This window comes from Herbaspirillum huttiense, from assembly GCF_047300815.1.
GTDB classification, from domain to species: Bacteria; Pseudomonadota; Gammaproteobacteria; order Burkholderiales; family Burkholderiaceae_D; genus Herbaspirillum; species Herbaspirillum huttiense_A.
On sequence record NZ_CP178608.1, the window covers coordinates 4,075,462 to 4,091,810 of the forward strand.

At 64.2% G+C, this 16,349-nt stretch carries 15 protein-coding genes; 14 read left to right on the forward strand and 1 reads right to left on the reverse strand.

Annotation, left to right across the window (positions count from 1 at the left end):
- Nucleotides 1-5 precede the first annotated feature (5 nt).
- Entirely contained in the window at nt 6-1,649 is a 1,644-nt protein-coding gene (locus ACLRDN_RS18675; protein ID WP_413457507.1) for a helicase HerA-like C-terminal domain-containing protein, read from the reverse strand.
- A 229-nt stretch (nt 1,650-1,878) separates the two neighbouring features.
- Between ACLRDN_RS18675 and ACLRDN_RS18680 the strand changes: the two genes are divergently transcribed.
- From ACLRDN_RS18680 to ACLRDN_RS18745, 14 genes are all read left to right on the forward strand, one after another.
- Complete coding sequence (locus tag ACLRDN_RS18680; protein ID WP_034336305.1) at nt 1,879-2,604, forward strand: YebC/PmpR family DNA-binding transcriptional regulator; 726 nt, start codon at nt 1,879-1,881, stop codon at nt 2,602-2,604.
- A gap of 85 nt (nt 2,605-2,689) precedes the next feature.
- Complete coding sequence (gene purD / locus ACLRDN_RS18685) at nt 2,690-3,958, forward strand: phosphoribosylamine--glycine ligase (protein ID WP_413457508.1); 1,269 nt, start codon at nt 2,690-2,692, stop codon at nt 3,956-3,958.
- Between the two features lie 187 nt (nt 3,959-4,145).
- Complete coding sequence (locus tag ACLRDN_RS18690) at nt 4,146-4,976, forward strand: mechanosensitive ion channel family protein (RefSeq protein ID WP_413457509.1); 831 nt, start codon at nt 4,146-4,148, stop codon at nt 4,974-4,976.
- 133 nt (nt 4,977-5,109) lie between these two features.
- Nucleotides 5,110-6,030 carry an oxygen-dependent coproporphyrinogen oxidase gene (gene hemF, locus ACLRDN_RS18695; protein ID WP_413457510.1) on the forward strand — a complete coding sequence of 307 codons (921 nt, stop codon included), beginning with the start codon at nt 5,110-5,112 and terminating at the stop codon, nt 6,028-6,030.
- Nucleotides 6,030-6,698, forward strand: coding sequence for a nicotinate-nucleotide adenylyltransferase (locus ACLRDN_RS18700; protein WP_413457511.1), 669 nt, complete (start codon nt 6,030-6,032; stop codon nt 6,696-6,698). Before hemF ends, ACLRDN_RS18700 begins: the two co-directional genes overlap by 1 nt.
- Nucleotides 6,698-7,462 carry a ribosome silencing factor gene (gene rsfS / locus ACLRDN_RS18705; protein ID WP_413457512.1) on the forward strand — a complete coding sequence of 255 codons (765 nt, stop codon included), beginning with the start codon at nt 6,698-6,700 and terminating at the stop codon, nt 7,460-7,462. Before ACLRDN_RS18700 ends, rsfS begins: the two co-directional genes overlap by 1 nt.
- Nucleotides 7,462-7,932 carry a 23S rRNA (pseudouridine(1915)-N(3))-methyltransferase RlmH gene (gene rlmH, locus ACLRDN_RS18710; protein WP_006464668.1) on the forward strand — a complete coding sequence of 157 codons (471 nt, stop codon included), beginning with the start codon at nt 7,462-7,464 and terminating at the stop codon, nt 7,930-7,932. The genes rsfS and rlmH overlap by 1 nt, the downstream gene beginning before the upstream one ends.
- Nucleotides 7,933-7,988: 56 nt before the next feature.
- Nucleotides 7,989-8,603, forward strand: a complete 615-nt coding sequence (locus ACLRDN_RS18715) for a Maf family protein (RefSeq protein ID WP_121043269.1) — start codon at nt 7,989-7,991, stop codon at nt 8,601-8,603.
- Nucleotides 8,600-10,063: a ribonuclease G gene (gene rng / locus ACLRDN_RS18720; protein ID WP_413457513.1), complete on the forward strand. Its 1,464-nt coding sequence runs from the start codon at nt 8,600-8,602 to the stop codon at nt 10,061-10,063. Before ACLRDN_RS18715 ends, rng begins: the two co-directional genes overlap by 4 nt.
- An 80-nt stretch (nt 10,064-10,143) precedes the next feature.
- Nucleotides 10,144-11,370 carry an O-antigen ligase family protein gene (locus ACLRDN_RS18725; protein WP_413457514.1) on the forward strand — a complete coding sequence of 409 codons (1,227 nt, stop codon included), beginning with the start codon at nt 10,144-10,146 and terminating at the stop codon, nt 11,368-11,370.
- A 44-nt stretch (nt 11,371-11,414) separates the two neighbouring features.
- A complete protein-coding gene (gene msbA, locus ACLRDN_RS18730) occupies nt 11,415-13,157 on the forward strand; it encodes a lipid A export permease/ATP-binding protein MsbA (protein WP_413457515.1) in 1,743 nt (580 codons plus the stop codon).
- 2 nt (nt 13,158-13,159) lie between these two features.
- The gene (locus ACLRDN_RS18735; RefSeq protein ID WP_413457516.1) at nt 13,160-14,263 is read left to right on the forward strand and encodes a glycosyltransferase family 9 protein; all 1,104 of its coding nucleotides are present in this window, start codon (nt 13,160-13,162) and stop codon (nt 14,261-14,263) included.
- Entirely contained in the window at nt 14,263-15,249 is a 987-nt protein-coding gene (locus ACLRDN_RS18740; RefSeq protein ID WP_413457517.1) for a glycosyltransferase family 8 protein, read from the forward strand. Before ACLRDN_RS18735 ends, ACLRDN_RS18740 begins: the two co-directional genes overlap by 1 nt.
- Before the next feature lie 62 nt (nt 15,250-15,311).
- Nucleotides 15,312-16,349, forward strand: coding sequence for a glycosyltransferase family 9 protein (locus tag ACLRDN_RS18745; RefSeq protein WP_413457518.1), 1,038 nt, complete (start codon nt 15,312-15,314; stop codon nt 16,347-16,349).

A 16,349-nucleotide genomic window follows, 5' to 3' on the forward strand; every position in this document is an offset into this window, starting at 1 on the left:
CCGCGTCAGCGCTTCTTCATCAGCGAACCAAGCACGCCGCGAATGAGTTCGCGTCCGACCTGCGAACCGATGCTGCGTGCGGCCGACTTGACCATGGCCTGCAGGGGAGAATCGCTGCGGCGATTGCCGCTGCCGCTGCCGAAGATGCCACCGGCGGCATCCTTGAGCAGATCGCCCAGGCCGCCGCCCTGATCCTGCTGTGACTGTGGCTGTGGAGCGGGTTGTGGCTGCGGCATGCGTGCACCGCCACTGGGACGCGCGGTGCTGGCAGGGGCCGGTGCGCTGCGGCCTGCCGATGCGCCCCAGGCATTGTCATCGGCTGGAGCGGGGACTGGTTGCGGCGCCGGAGCAGGCGCTGCCTGTGGCTGCTGGACAGCGCGTCCCTTCAGGCGCTCATAGGCCGATTCGCGGTCGATGGCCTGTTCGTAGACGCCGGCCACCAGCGAAGATGCGATCAGGGCACGCCGTTCCTCCACACTGAGGGGGCCGATCTGCGAGGCCGGCGTCAGCACATAGCCGCGCTCGACCATGTTGGGCCGCCCCTTCTCATCGAGGAAGGACACCAGCGCCTCGCCCACGCCCAGCTCGGTGATGGCCTGGGCGGTATTGACCAGGGGATTGGGACGGAAGGTTTCGGCAGCGGCCTGCACGGCCTTCTGGTCGCGCGGCGTGTAGGCACGCAGGGCGTGCTGGACGCGATTGCCGAGCTGGCCCAGCACGGTGTCGGGGATGTCCAGCGGATTTTGCGTGACGAAGTAGATGCCCACACCCTTGGAGCGGATCAGGCGCACCACCTGCTCGATCTTCTGCAAGAGCGGCTTGGGGGCCTCATCGAAGAGCAGGTGCGCTTCATCGAAGAAGAAGGCCATCCTGGGCTTGTCCAGGTCGCCCACTTCGGGCAGGTGCTCGAACAGTTCCGAGAGCATCCACAGCAGGAAGGTGGAATACAGGCGCGGCGCATTCATGAGCTTGTCGGCGGCGAGGATGTTGATGATGCCGCGTCCCTGGGCATCGGTCTGCATCCAGTCCTCGATGTTCAACATCGGTTCGCCGAAGAACTGGTCGCCGCCCTGCTCTTCGATGGCGATCAGCCCGCGCTGGATGGCGCCCACGCTGGCGGCCGAAATGTTGCCGTATTCAGTCTTGAACTGCGCCGCATTCTCGCCCACGTGCTGCAGCATGGCGCGCAGGTCCTTGGTATCGAGCAGCAGCAGGCCGTGGTCGTCGGCAATCTTGAACACCAGCTGCAGCACGCCCTGCTGGGTATCGTTCAGGTTGAGCATGCGGGCCAGCATCAGCGGGCCCATGTCGGAGACGGTGGCGCGCACCGGATGGCCTAATTCGCCGTAGACGTCCCAGAACGCCACCGGGGCCGCGGCCCAGGCCGGCTCGGGCAGGCCCAGCTGGGCCAGGCGTGCGGTGGTCTTGGGGGATGCGCTGCCGGGCCGGCCCAAGCCGGAGAGGTCGCCCTTGACGTCGGCCATGAAGACCGGCACGCCGATGTCGGAGAGGGCCTGGGCCAGCACCTGCAGGGTGACCGTCTTGCCGGTGCCGGTGGCACCCGTGATGCAGCCGTGGCGGTTGGCCAGTTGCGGCAGCAGGCACAGTTGCCCGCCGGGATGGGTGGCGATGGGAAGCGGATTAATCATCTCGACTGAGCCTTCAAGGCAAAAATGACGGGGTGGCGGTATGGTAAAATGCCCGCCCGATTATAGTCAGAACATGGCGCCAGGAAATGCATTATCGCGCCCTGGATGCCGGGTCCCCCTGCTGCAGCGATGCCCTGCCCGCGCCCGCCGGTCTTGCCGAGGCGCTTTCAGGCGCGGCTTGCGCAGGCAGGACGGTTCTGGCCCCACCCTCTCGCAGGAAAGATTGAACATGGCTGGACACAGCAAATGGGCCAATATTCAGCACCGTAAAGGCCGTCAGGATGAAAAGCGTGGTCGCGTCTGGACCCGCCTCATCAAGGAAATCACCGTCGCCGCCCGCATGGGCGGGGGCGATCCGGACACCAACCCGCGCCTGCGCCTGGCCGTGGACCGTGCCTCCGACGCCAACATGCCCAAGGACAACGTCACCCGCGCCATCCAGCGCGGCACCGGTGCCCTGGACGGCGTGAATTATGAAGAAGTGCGCTATGAAGGCTACGGCATCAACGGCGCAGCCATCATCGTCGATTGCATGACCGACAACCGCGTGCGGACCGTGGCCGAAGTGCGCCACGCCTTCTCCAAATTCGGCGGCAACATGGGTACCGAAGGTTCGGTGGCCTTCCTCTTCAAGCACTGTGGCCAGCTGATGTACGCGCCCGGTACCGATGAGAATGCCGTCATGGAAGCCGCGCTCGAAGCCGGTGCCGAAGACGTCCTCACCGACGACGAAGGCGGCATCGAAGTGCTGACCGCACCCAATGATTTCTCGGCCGTGAAGTCCGCCATGGAAGCCGCCGGTTTCAAGGCCGAAGTCGCCGAGATCACCATGAAGCCCTCCACCGAGACCGTGTTTGCGGGCGAGGACGGCGTCAGGATGCAGAAGCTGCTGGATGCGCTGGAGAACCTGGACGATACCCAGGAGCTCTATACCAATGCCGTGATCGAAGAATAATTCACCTGATCACCCAGCCGGTTTATACAGATACGGACAAGACGACCCTTTTTCGCCCCATTCGCCACTTTTATCTTCCTATCCCATGAAAATCCTAGTTGTTGGCTCCGGTGGCCGTGAACATGCGCTGGCCTGGGCCATTGCCAAGTCGCCGCGCATCCAGACGGTCTATGTTGCTCCCGGCAATGGCGGCACCGCGCTCGACGAGCGCCTGCAGAACATCGCCATCACCGATCCCGTGGCCCTGGCCGACTTCGTCGAGCAGGAACACGTGGCGCTGACCGTGGTCGGCCCGGAAGGCCCGCTGGCGGCCGGCATCGTCAACGTCTTCCGCGCCCGTGGCCTGAAGATCTTCGGCCCCACCAAGGAAGCAGCGCAGCTGGAAAGCTCCAAGGACTTCGCCAAGGCCTTCATGCAGCGCCATGCCATCCCGACTGCCGAGTACCAGACCTTCTCGGACGTGGCAGCCGCGCATGACTACATCGCCAAAAAGGGCGCGCCCATCGTCATCAAGGCCGATGGCCTGGCGGCCGGCAAGGGCGTGGTGGTCGCCATGACGCTGGAAGAAGCGCATACGGCCGTGGACATGATGCTCTCCGACAACAAACTGGGCGACGCCGGTGCGCGCGTGGTGATTGAGGAATTCCTGGCCGGTGAAGAAGCTTCCTTCATCGTCATGGTCGACGGCAAGAACATCCTGCCACTGGCCACCAGCCAGGACCACAAGCGCCTGCAGGATCACGACCAGGGTCCCAACACCGGCGGCATGGGTGCCTACTCGCCCGCGCCCATCGTCACCCCGGCACTGCATGCGCGCGTCATGCGCGAGATCATCGTGCCGACCGTGCAGGGCATGGCCAAGGATGGCATCCCCTTCTCCGGCTTCCTGTATGCGGGCCTGATGATCGACGCCGAGGGCAACCCCAAGACGCTGGAATTCAACTGCCGCATGGGCGACCCCGAAACCCAGCCCATCATGGCGCGCCTGAAGACGGACCTGCTGACCGTGTTCGAACATGCGGTCACCGGCACCCTGGACAAGGTCGAACTGGAATGGGACCGCCGCACCGCGCTGGGCGTGGTCATGGCCGCCCATGGCTATCCGGATGAACCGCGCAAGGGTGACCTGATCACCGACATCCCGGCCGAGACCGTCGATTGCGTCACGTTCCATGCCGGCACCGTCCTCAATGGCGAGAAGCTGACCACCAACGGTGGCCGCGTGCTGTGCGTGGTGGGCCTGGGCGACAGCGTGAAGGTCGCGCAGAAGCACGCCTATGACGCCGCCGACCTGATCCACTTCGCCGGTTCGCAGATGCGCCGCGACATCGGCTGGCGCGCCCTGAAGCGCTAAGCCGGGCCGCATGCCGTCTCCATCCCCCGCAACGCCGTGCGTGTTGCGGGGGATTTCATTTTGAGGGCTGGAGCAGTTCTCCCTGCCACTGCAACAAAATGACGCCTCCGTAGCCTAAGCACGACGGGCGTTTCCGGGCAGCATGCCCCCGCCACGACCCGCATTCCCAGAAGAAAAGGACATATCGATGCCAGACCACCTGCTCAATTTTGAAACTTTGATCAACCTCTACCTGGTGCCTTTCGGGCTCAAGGTGATTGCCGCCATCGTCATCTGGATCGTCGGCGGCATGTTCATCAATACACTCTCCAAGATCGTGCGCCGCGTGCTGACCGCGCGCCAGTTCGAGACCACACTGGTCAACTACGCCAGTTCGGCCATCCACGTGATCCTGCGCGTGTTGCTGGTGATGGGCATCCTGGAAGTGTGCGGCATCCCGACCACTTCCTTTGCGGCCATGATCGGCGCGGTCGGCGTGGCGCTGGGGGTGGCCTGGTCGGGCCTGCTGTCCAATTTTGCGGCCGGCATTTTCCTGGTGGTGCTGCGTCCCTTCAAGGTGGGCGACTACATCACCGCCGCCGGCCAGACCGGCACCGTCTCCGACATCGGCCTGGTGACCACCATCATCACCACCGACAACAACCTGCGCGTGATCATCGGCAACAACAAGCTGTTCTCGGAAAACATCATCAACTACAACGTCAACGCCACCCGCCGTACCGACCTGCGTTGCCAGATTGCCTACAGCGTCGATCCCCAGCAGGCCATCGCCAAGCTCTCCGAACGCATCAACGCCATTCCCAACGTCTTGCAGACGCCGGCACCGGGCATCGTGATCCAGGAATTCAATGCCACCGGCACCCTGATCGCCCTGCGCGTGCACGCGCCCACGCCCAATTTCGGCCAGGTCTACAACGACGTGCAGAACGCCATCGCCGAGGTCTGCCTGAAGGAAGGCTGGCCGGCGCCTGCGACTTACCAGGTGGCCGTACCACTGGCCCAGCCGCCGCAAAACTGAGGCCTTTGCCCCACAACGCCGGTCCGGCATCGCCTGCGGACCGGCTTTTGACGCCCCAGCCTGGGGCTGTCAAGGTACAATGGCGGGTTGGAACGCATTTCCGTCCAGTAACCGTGTACCAGAGCGCCCCGCCGTGACCATCCATTCCAACGCCTCCACCAACACCGCTGCCGTCAAGGCTTACCTGCAGGACCTGCAACAGCGCATCGTCGCGGCGCTGGAAGCCGCTGATGGCAAGACCTTCCTGTCGGATTCCTGGGAACGCCCCGAAGGCGGTGGCGGCACCTCGCGCTTGCTGGAAGAAGGCAACCTGCTGGAGCGTGGCGGTGTCGGTTTCTCGCACGTGATGGGCAAGAACCTGCCGCCTTCGGCCGCGGCCAACCGTCCGCAACTGGCCGGCCGCGCTTGGGAAGCGATGGGCGTATCGCTGGTGCTGCATCCGCGCAATCCCTACGTGCCGACGGTGCACATGAACGTGCGTTTCTTCACCACCCATGCGGAAGGGGAAGAAGCCGTCTGGTGGTTCGGCGGCGGCATGGACCTCACGCCCTACTACGGTGTGAAGGAAGATGCAGTGCACTTCCACCGCACCTGCCGCGAGGCGCTGCAGCCCTATGGCGATGACTTGTACCCGCGCTTCAAGCAGTGGTGCGATGACTATTTTTACCTGAAGCACCGCAGGGAGCCGCGCGGCGTCGGCGGCATCTTCTTCGATGACTTCAATGCCCTGCCCTTCGAGCAGGCCTTTGCCCTGCAACGCAGCGTGGGCGATGCCTTCCTCGACGCTTACCTGCCCATCGTGGCGGCGCGCCGGGAGACGCCTTATGGCGAACGTGAACGCGACTTCCAGGCCTTTCGCCGGGGGCGCTATGTGGAATTCAACCTGGTTTTCGACCGGGGCACGCTGTTCGGGCTGCAATCCGGCGGACGCACCGAATCCATCCTGATGTCCATGCCGCCGCTGGTGAAGTGGCGCTATGACTGGCATCCCGAGGCGGGTAGCCCGGAAGCGGCGCTGTATTCGGACTTCCTGGTGCACAAGGAATGGCTGTAATGGCGCCGCCCGCGGCGCAACGCTGCATTGCCGTGCTCGGCGGCAGCTTCGATCCGGTGCACAATGGCCATGTCCTGCTGGCCGAGCATTTCGTGCAGTTGCTGCAGCCCGATGAGCTGCGCGTCATCCCCACCGGCAATCCGTGGCAGAAGCACGGCCTGCAGGCCGAAGCGGCCGACCGGGTGGAGATGGTCAGGCGCGCCTTCGGCCAGCAGCAGGTACCGGTGGTCATCGATGAGCAGGAAATCCGCCGCACCAGCGCGACCTATACCATCGATACCCTGCGCGCACTGCGCGCGGAGCTGGGGCCGGCGGTGTCGATCGTGTTCCTGATGGGCGCCGACCAGCTGCAGCACCTGGACACCTGGCAGCACTGGCAGGAATTATTCGAGTACGCGCATTTGTGCGCGGCCTCCCGGCCTGGCTTCGCGCTGGCCGATGCGCACGTGCCACCGGCCGTGCGCGACGAATTCAAGCGGCGCAGCGCTGCGCCGCAAGAGATCCGCAGCACCACGCACGGATACGGCTACCTGGCCCTCGGGCTGGCGGTCGATATCTCGTCGACTGAAATCCGTGCCCAGCTGCAACGCGGCACCCGACCCGATTCGCTGATCCCGGGCAGGGTGCTAGACTATATCGAACAACAACATCTGTACCGAAATCAATAATGGACATCAAAAAACTGCAAACCCTGGTCGTGGACGCTCTGGAAGACGTCAAGGCGCAAGAAATCCGCATCTATGACACCTCGCACCTGACCAGCCTGTTCGACCGCGTGGCCATCGCCTCCGGTACCTCGAACCGCCAGACCAAGGCGCTGGCCGCCTCGGTGCGCGACAAGGTCAAGGCCAAGGGCGGCAACGTCGTCAGCGTCGAAGGCGAAGACACCGGTGAATGGGTGCTGGTTGACCTGGGCGACATGATTGTGCACATCATGCAGCCGGCCATCCGTACCTACTACCGCCTGGAAGAAATCTGGGGCGACAAGGAAGTCAAGCTGGGCGCAGCCAAGCGCACCGGTACCTCGGCTGCCGCCAAGCGCGCCGCCGTGGACGATGCCCCGGCCCCCAAGACCCGCCGCACCCGTGCCCAGGCTGAAGCCGTCGAAGCCAGCCAGGCCCTGGACGACGACGAGGACGCACCGAAGAAGCCGGCCCGCAAGCCGCGCGCAACGACCACCAGCACCACCACCGGTACCCGCGCTGCTGCCGGCACGACCCGCACCACCCGTACTACCGGCACCAAGACCACGGCGGCCAAGACCACCACCACCCGTGGCACGGCGGCCGGCAGCAAGACCACTACCACCAAGGCCGGCACCACCCGCAAGGCCGCTGCGCCCAAGACCCCGACCGGCAAGACCGTGCGCGTGGCGCCCGCCAAGAGCGAGACCGCCAAGAAGCCGGCCGCCAAGCGCACCAGCAAGGCTTGATGCAGCTGGTCATCGCGGCCGTCGGCCACAAGATGCCGGCGTGGATAGAAACCGGCTTCCAGGAGTATGCCAAGCGCATGCCACCGGAATGCCGGATCATCCTCAAGGAAATCAAACCCGTCGAACGCTCCGGCAGCCGCACGGCAGAAACCGTGATGGCGCAGGAGCGCGAGAAGATCGAAGCGGCACTGCCCAAGGGTGCACGCGTGATTGCCCTGGACGAACGCGGGCGCGACTGGACTTCGGTGCAGTTGTCCCAGCAGCTGGTGCAATGGCAGCAGGATGGACGCGACGTAGCCTTCGTCATCGGCGGGGCTGACGGGCTCGATCCCGGCTTCAAGGCCGGGGCCGATACGCTCATCCGCATCTCCAGCATGACCTTGCCGCATGGCATGGTGCGGGTGATGCTGGCCGAGCAGCTCTATCGCGCCTGGTCGATCACGCAGAACCATCCGTATCACCGCGCCTGACGGCGTCCACCGCCGGCTTCCGGCCTCCCGGTACCGGCTATTGACATCCTGGCTCAATGAAACAAGCGGACCACAAAATCTACCTCGCCTCGAAAAGCCCGCGACGCCGCGAACTGCTGCGCCAGATCGGCATCGATTTCGAACTCATGCTCTCGGACAAGGAAGTCGACGAGAGCGTCCTGCCCGGCGAAGCTCCGCTGGACTATGTCGCCCGCGTCACCCGCGCCAAGCTCGACAGCGCCCAGCAGACCATGATCCTGCGCCAGCTGCCGCATCGTCCGCTGCTGGCGGCCGATACCACCGTGGTGGTGGACGACCTGATCCTGGGCAAACCGGCCGATCACGATGAAGCCGTGCGCATGATCACCCTGCTCTCCGGGCGCACCCACCAGGTCCTCACCAGCGTGGCCGTGGGTGTGACCCACGGTGTGGAAACCGAGGTCTGGCAGATCGTGCAGCAGTCCGATGTCAGCTTTGCGCCCTTGACCGAAGAGGCCATTGCCGCCTATTGCAATACCGTCGAACCTTACGACAAGGCCGGCGCCTATGGCATCCAGGGGCTGGCCTCGGTCTTCATCAGCCATATCGTGGGCAGCCATTCCGGTATCATGGGGCTGCCGCTCTTCGAGACGGCTCAACTATTACAACAAGCGGGCGTTCGCATCCTATGAGCGAAGACATCCTCATCAACATCACGCCGCAGGAGACGCGCGTGGCGCTGATCCTGCAAGGCGCCGTGCAGGAACTGCATATCGAGCGCACCCTTTCGCGCGGCCTGGCCGGCAACATTTATCTGGGCAAGGTGGTGCGGGTGCTGCCGGGCATGCAATCGGCCTTCATCGACATCGGCCTGGAGCGTGCCGCCTTCCTGCACGTAGCCGACATCTGGGAAGCCCGTCCGCACGACGGCCAGAACGCGCCGGCCATTCCCATCGAGAAGCTGCTGCACGATGGCCAGACCATTACGGTGCAGGTCATCAAGGACCCCATCGGCACCAAGGGGGCGCGGCTGTCCACGCAGATCTCCATTGCCGGGCGCATGCTGGTCTACCTGCCGCAGGACAAGCACATCGGCATCTCCCAGCGCATCGAGAACGAAGCCGAGCGCGAACTCCTGCGCAGCAAGGTGCAGGCGCTGCTGCCGCCGGAAGAAAAAGGCGGCTTCATCATCCGCACCATGGCCGAGGATGCTTCCGACTCCGACCTGCAGATGGACGTGGAATACCTGCGCACCACCTGGGCCACCATCATCAAGCAGGCCAAGACCAGGCCGGCCGCGACGCTGCTGCACCAGGACCTGTCGCTGGCGCAGCGTGTGCTGCGCGACTTCGTCTCCGACCAGACCGCCACCATCCAGGTCGATTCGCGCGAGAACTTTCACATGCTGCAGGAGTTCGGCGCCATCTATACGCCCTCGGTGCTGCCCAAGCTGATGCACTACCGGGGCGAGCGTCCGCTCTTCGACCTGTATGGCGTGGAAGAGGAAATCGAGCGCGCCCTGGGCCGCCGCGTGGACCTGAAGTCGGGCGGCTACCTGATCGTCGACCAGACCGAAGCGATGACCACGATCGACGTCAACACCGGCAGCTTCGTCAACGGCCGCAACTTCGACGACACCATCTTCAAGACCAACCTGGAAGCGGCGCATGCGATTGCGCGCCAGCTGCGGCTGCGCAATCTGGGCGGCATCATCATCCTCGACTTCATCGACATGGAGAGTACGGAGCACCGCCAGGCGGTGCTGGCCGAGCTGGGCAAGGCGCTGCAACGCGACCGCACCAAGATCTCGGTCTCAAGCTTCTCCACGCTGGGGCTGGTGGAGATGACCCGCAAGCGTACCCGCGAATCGCTGGCCCACATCCTCTGCGAGACCTGCCCGGCCTGCAAGGGACGCGGCCAGGTCAAGACGCCCCGCACGGTGTGCTACGAGATCCTGCGCGAGGTCATGCGCGAGGCCAAGCAGTTCAATCCGCGCGAATTCCGCATCCTGGCCTCGCAAGTGGTGGTGGACATGTTCCTGGAAGAGGAATCGCAACACCTGGCCATGCTGGGGGATTTCATCGGCAAGCCGGTGTCCCTGCAGGTGCAGAGTGATTACCAGCAGGAACAATACGACATCATCCTGATGTAATGGCCAGCTCAGCGGCCGGCCGCAGCGCATGCATTACAATGCGCACTCTGCGGCCGGCCGCCTGCGCTTTCCTGCTTTCCATGCCCATTTATACCTCCGTCGCCGTCTTCCTTCTTTGCGCAATTTCACTGGTCATCCCTAGCGGTTTCTCGCTGGGCGCGGCCATGCTGGTGCTGGGAGCCCTGGCGCTGCTGCATCCAGCGGCGCCCCGTGTGCGCCTGCAGCGGGAGGACTGGCTGCTGGGGGCCGTGCTGGCCTGCTATTTCGGGCTGCATGTCCTGCTGAACCTGATCCATCACGCGCCCGGCCGCCAATATGATGCGCCCGCACGTTTCCTGCTGGCCATCCCGGCCCTGCTGCTCCTGCGCGCCTGGCCGCCGCATCCTGCCGCCCTGTGGCAGGGCGCGGCGGTGGGGGCGATCGGGGCCGGACTGCTGAGCCTGTGGCAATGGCTGGCGCTGGACCTGGACCGTCCCGGCGGCAGTACCAATCCCATCCAGTTCGGCAACATCAGCGCCTTGCTGGCCGTGCTGGCCGCCTGCGGATTGGTGCGCGCCATCCAGCGGCGCCAATCCCTCCCCTGGAAGCTCCTTTGCGCCGCCGGCGTGCTGCTGGGCCTGGCCGCCTGCCTGCTCAGCGGCAGCCGCGGCAGCTGGCTGGCCCTGCCCTGCTGTGCCCTGCTGGCTGGCTGGCTGCTGCTGCGGGCAGGACGCGGCCGGCTCCTGCTCAAGCTGGGTAGCGCGGCCTTGGCAGCCGTGGCCGTCCTGGCCCTGTTGCCCAACTCCCCGCTGACGGCCCGCGTGCGCCAGGCCATGACCGAAGCGGATCACTACACCCGCAGCGCCAATGCCGACTCGTCCGTGGGCGCCCGCCTGGAAATACTGCGCGTGGGCCTGCACCTGGCCCCGCAGCACCTGCTGCTGGGATGGGGCAAGGAGGGCATGATGCAGGCCAAGCAGCAGATGGTGCGCGAAGGCCTGGCCTCGCCTTCGGTCGAGGAACACACCCACCTGCACAATGAATACCTCGATGCCGTGGTCAAGCATGGCCTGCCTGGCCTCTTGGCCGTACTGGCCATGTATCTGCTGCCGCTGCGGCTGTTTGCCCGGCGGCTGTGCCAGGCCGGCGGCCGCGAAGCCCGGCTGGCGGCGACGGGCGGCATGATGCTCATGCTCAGCTATCTGGCCTTCGGCCTGACCCAGGCTTTCCTGACGCACAACAACGGCGTCATGATGCTGGCCTTCCTGATGGTGATCTTGTGGTCGCTGGCGCAGGAACAGCCTGTGAGCGCGGCGAACACGGCATAATCTCTCTTTTTCGTTATCTGCATGACCTGCAAGCAAGGATCCCGATGCTGTCCCACAACATGAAACGCCTGGCCGCCCTGCACTGGCCCTACAAGAAACGGCTGGCCATCGCCTTCATTGCCATGATCGTCACGGCGGCGACCGAACCGGTCGTGCCTTATATCTTCCAGGTGCTGCTGGACAAGGGTTTCGTGGGCAAGCCGACGTTTTCGCTGTGGCTGGTGCCGGTGGCGGTGATCGGCATCTTCTTCATCCGCGGCATCGCCACCTTTACCAGCTCTTACATGATGACCTGGGTCTCCACCCGCATCCTCAATGAGCTGCGGCGCCAGATGTTTGCCCGCATGCTGGACCTGCCGGTGCAGTTCTATGCCACCAATACGGTGGGCAAGGTCATCAACTCCATGATGTTCGAGGTGCAGCAGATCATCGACATGGTCACCAAGGTGTTCACCTCCATCCTGCGCTCGGCCCTGACGGTGCTGGGCCTCCTGGCCTGGCTGCTGTACCTGAACTGGGTGCTGACCATCGTCACCCTGGTGCTGCTGCCGCTGGTGACCATCGTGGTGCGCACCACCGGCAAGCGCCTCAAGAAACTCAATCGCGACTCCCTGAACGTCAATGCCGAGATGACCCAGGTCATCGAGGAAACCACGCGTGCCCAGCAGGTCATCAAGATCTTCGGCGGCCATGACTACGAGAAGGAACGCTTCCATCGCCGCGCCGAAAACCTGCGCAGCTACACCATGCGCATGACGGCAGCGTTCTCTTCCACGGTCCCGATCACGCAGCTGATGACGGCTACCGCGGTAGCGGTCGTGATCGTGATGGCGCTGATCCAGTCCGGCAACGGCCAGATCACGGTAGGCGGTTTCGTCTCCTTCATCACCGCCATGCTGATGCTGCTGGCTCCGCTGAAGCAACTGGCCGAAATCAACGGCCCCCTGCAACGCGGCATGGCCGCTGCCGAAGAGGTCTACAAGCTGATCGACAAGACCACCGAACGCACCACCGGCCAGGCACTGACCCAGCGTGCGACCGGTTCGCTCGATTTCGTCGACGTCAGCTTCGCCTATCCCGGCCATGAGCAACTCGCGCTCAAGAACATCAACCTGCAGGTCAGTGCCGGCGAGACCATCGCCTTCGTGGGCATGTCCGGCGGCGGCAAATCGACGCTGGTGAGCCTGGTACCGGGCTTCTACTCGGCCACCTCGGGTGAGATCCTGCTCGACGGCCGTCCCATCGAAACCATTTCCCTGCTCAGCCTGCGCCAGCAGATCGCCATGGTGAACCAGAACACGGTGCTCTTCGACGACACACTGGCCGCCAACATCGCCTATGGCGACCCCAGGCCGGATCCGGCGCGGGTGGATGCGGCAGTGAAAGCAGCGCACCTCACCGACGTGGTCGCGGGCCTCTCCGAAGGCCTGCAGACGCGCATCGGCGACAACGGCTCGCGCCTGTCCGGCGGACAGCGCCAGCGCGTAGCCATTGCCCGCGCCATCTACAAGGATGCGCCGATCCTGATCCTGGACGAAGCCACCTCGGCGCTGGATACCGAATCCGAACGCGCCGTGCAAGCTGCGCTGGACCGCCTGATGCAGGGCCGGACCACCTTCGTCATCGCCCACCGCCTGTCCACCATCGAAGGCGCCGACCGCATCGTGGTGCTCTCGCACGGACAGATCGCCGAGATCGGCAACCACCAGGAGCTGCTGCAGAAGGAAGGCGTCTATGCCAACCTCTACCGCCTGCAGTTCTCCCAGCAACAGGAAGCCTCCGCCTGAGCATGCGCCAAGACGACACCCTGATCCCCGCCGACCTGCTGCAGAAGTCGGACAAGATCCTCTTCATCGCCCACCTGGCCCTGGGCGATTTCACCTATCTGCAGAATTTCTTCAAGGGCTTTGCCGAGCAGAACCCGCATATGAAGATTCATTTGTGGGTCGACGAAGTACGGCGCACCGCAGACGCCGGCCAGTGGCCGCACCTGAAGAAATACGCCCTGTACGACTGGACCGCCGCCTGCCCCTTCTTCGCCAAGGTCTATACCCGCAGCTACAGCCCTGAACTCTACCGCGAGTCCATCGCCGAGGCGCGCCGCGAGGACTATCCCATCGTGGTCTCGCTGGCCACCTTGCGCCCCCACCTGTACGCCGCACTGGCGCGCGAGATCAGCCCCGAGGGCTGGGTGGTGGGCATGAAGAAGAAGGTGAAACTGTTCCAGCCGCATCACCTGCTGGCCTACCGCAAGCTCGATGCTGCCATGCCGCCCTACCGCAGCCCGGCACCCGAGCATCACATCAGCGATGTCTATGCGCACTGGTTCAGGCAGTTGAGCGGCGTCGAAGTCACCGGCGCGGCACGCTTTCCCTTCGTCGACATCCCGCCGCAGTGGCACCAGTACGCGCAGGACCAACTGGCGGCCTGGCAGTTCGCACCGCGCCAGGGCAAGCTGGTCTTCATCAATCCCTATGCCAAGACCAAAAAGCGCTGCTGGCCACTGGAACACGTGGCCGCACTGATCCAGGCCATACAGGCGCGGCCGGGCTGGGAAGAGACCTGCTTCATCGTCAACGCCGTCCCGCAGGAACTGGCCCAAGCACGCGAGGTGATCGGCCGCTACGGCCTGCAGCGCACGCAGCTCTTCAGCGCCGAGGAAAACTTCTTCCAGCTGCCGGCCATGCTGGCCTGCTGCGACCTCATCATCTCGGTGGAAACAGCGGTGATGCACCTGGCCAATGCGGTACAGGTGCCGGTGATTGCCCTGATGCGCCAGAAGAATCCGGAATGGGTGCCGGTCGACCGCGACCACAGCACCGTCATCACGGCCCCCGGCCGCCGCGACTGGGTCAAGGCGGTGAGCGTAGAACAAGTCATGAAAGCGATCTGATGAACGTCCCAAGCCAGCAAGAGATCATGGCCGTGCCGGAAAACGGCAAGCCTTCCTTCCACATCGCCTTCTGCGTGGACAACAATTATTTTCGCGCCATGGGCGGCACCATCGCCTCCATCGTGGCCAACAATCCGGGACAGCATTTCACTTTCCACGTGCTGGCCTTCGAGGTGTCGGAGGAGCATCAGCGGCGCCTCAAACAGCTCGAATCGATGTATCGCGTCAAGACCGAGCTGCACCTGCTGAACCTGGCGGACTTCACCCAGTTCTCGCACTTCCTCGGCCATTCGCATTATTCGCTGTCGATCTTCACGCGCCTGGTCATCCCCACGGTACTGGCCAACGTCACCGACCGGGTGCTCTACCTGGATGCTGATATCCTCTGCTTCAACCGCGTCGATGAACTGGTGGACATGGATATCTCGCAGGACATCGCGGTCGTGGTACCGGATGCCCCGGTCACCCTGCAGCGCCGGGTAGCGGCACTGGGACTGGCGCACAATGAATATTTCAACGGCGGCGTGATCTTCATCAACATCCCCAAGTGGCTGGCGGAGGATATTACGCCCAAGACCCTGGATGCCCTGCTCAACAGCACCACCGACATGCGCTTCAATGACCAGGATGCGCTCAACATCGTCCTCAACGGCCGTGCGCGCACCCTGTCGCCGAAGTGGAATTACCTGTATGACCTGATCCACGATTTGAACGTGAACAAGTTCGCGCTCAAGCCGGTCGGCAAGGCCATCTTCGTGCACTTCGCCGGTGCCGTGAAGCCGTGGGCGGCATGGAGCCGGCATGAGGCCTGCACGCTGTTCCGCCGTTATCTCGACATCTCGCCCTGGGCCGACATGGCGCTGGACCAGGAGCCGCGCAATACCAAGGAACTGCGCATGCACTCGCGCTTCATGTACCGCCAGGGACGTCCGCTGGAGAGCCTGAAGTGGTACGTGCGCTACCTGCGCAAACGCCGCGCCCGCTGAGCACCGCGCCGCTTTCCGCCTGAGCCCGTACAACCGCAAGAACAGAAACACACCTCTTTGTCATGCCGATCACCAGCAAGCATATCCTCATCAGTCGCACCGACAACATCGGCGACATCGTGCTGACCCTGCCCATGGCAGCGCGCCTGAAGCAACTCAACCCGGGCGTGAAGATCAGCCTGCTGTGCCGGCGCTATGCGGCCGACGTGGTGCGCTATTGCGACGACATCGACGAGGTGGTGGAGGAAGAAAATGTGGCCGATGATCTCTACGGTTTCCTGCGCGGCAGCGACATCGATACCGTAATCCTGGCCCAGCCCAGCCGTGAACTGGCCAAGGCCGCCTTCTTCGCCCGCGTGAAGCACCGCATCGGCAATGCGCGGCAGAAGGTGTACCAGCTGATCTACTGCAATGACCGCGTGCGTTTCAGCAAGGGGCTCTCGGAGAACCACGAGTCGCAGATCAATTTCGAATTCCTGCGCCCGTATGGCGATGACCACATTCCCACGCGAGAAGAGATTCCCGGTCTGTATCACTTCACCGTGCCACACGACGAGGCGCTGGCAGCCGCCTTTGCGCCCAACCAGTTCAACCTGATCCTGCACACCAAGTCCAATGGTCACGGCCGCGAATGGCCGGTGGATCACTACGTCGCGCTGGCGCTGGCCTTGGCCCAGCACGCGGGCGTGCGCATTTGGCTCACCGGCAGTGCCGGCGAAGGCGAATGGCTGCAGCAGCATGCCCCGGCGCTCCTGGCTCTACCCAACGTGAGCAATACCTGCGGCAGCATGAGCCTGGCCAGGCTGACCCAGTTCATCGCCCAGGCCGATGGCCTCATCGCCAGCGGCACCGGCCCCTTGCACCTGTCGGCGGCAATCGGCCAGCGGACGCTGGGCCTGTTCCCGCCGACCCGCCCCATGCATCCGGGACGATGGGCGGCATTGGGCAAGCGTGCCAGCAACCTGTGCACCGATGACCCGTCCTGCCCGGGTTGCGAGAAGCTGCGCATCATGACCTGCGATTGCATGCGCAAGATCACGCCAGACCAGGTGCTGGGCGTGGTGTCACGCTGGATCGAGGGAAAGGCGGCAGGCGCCTGA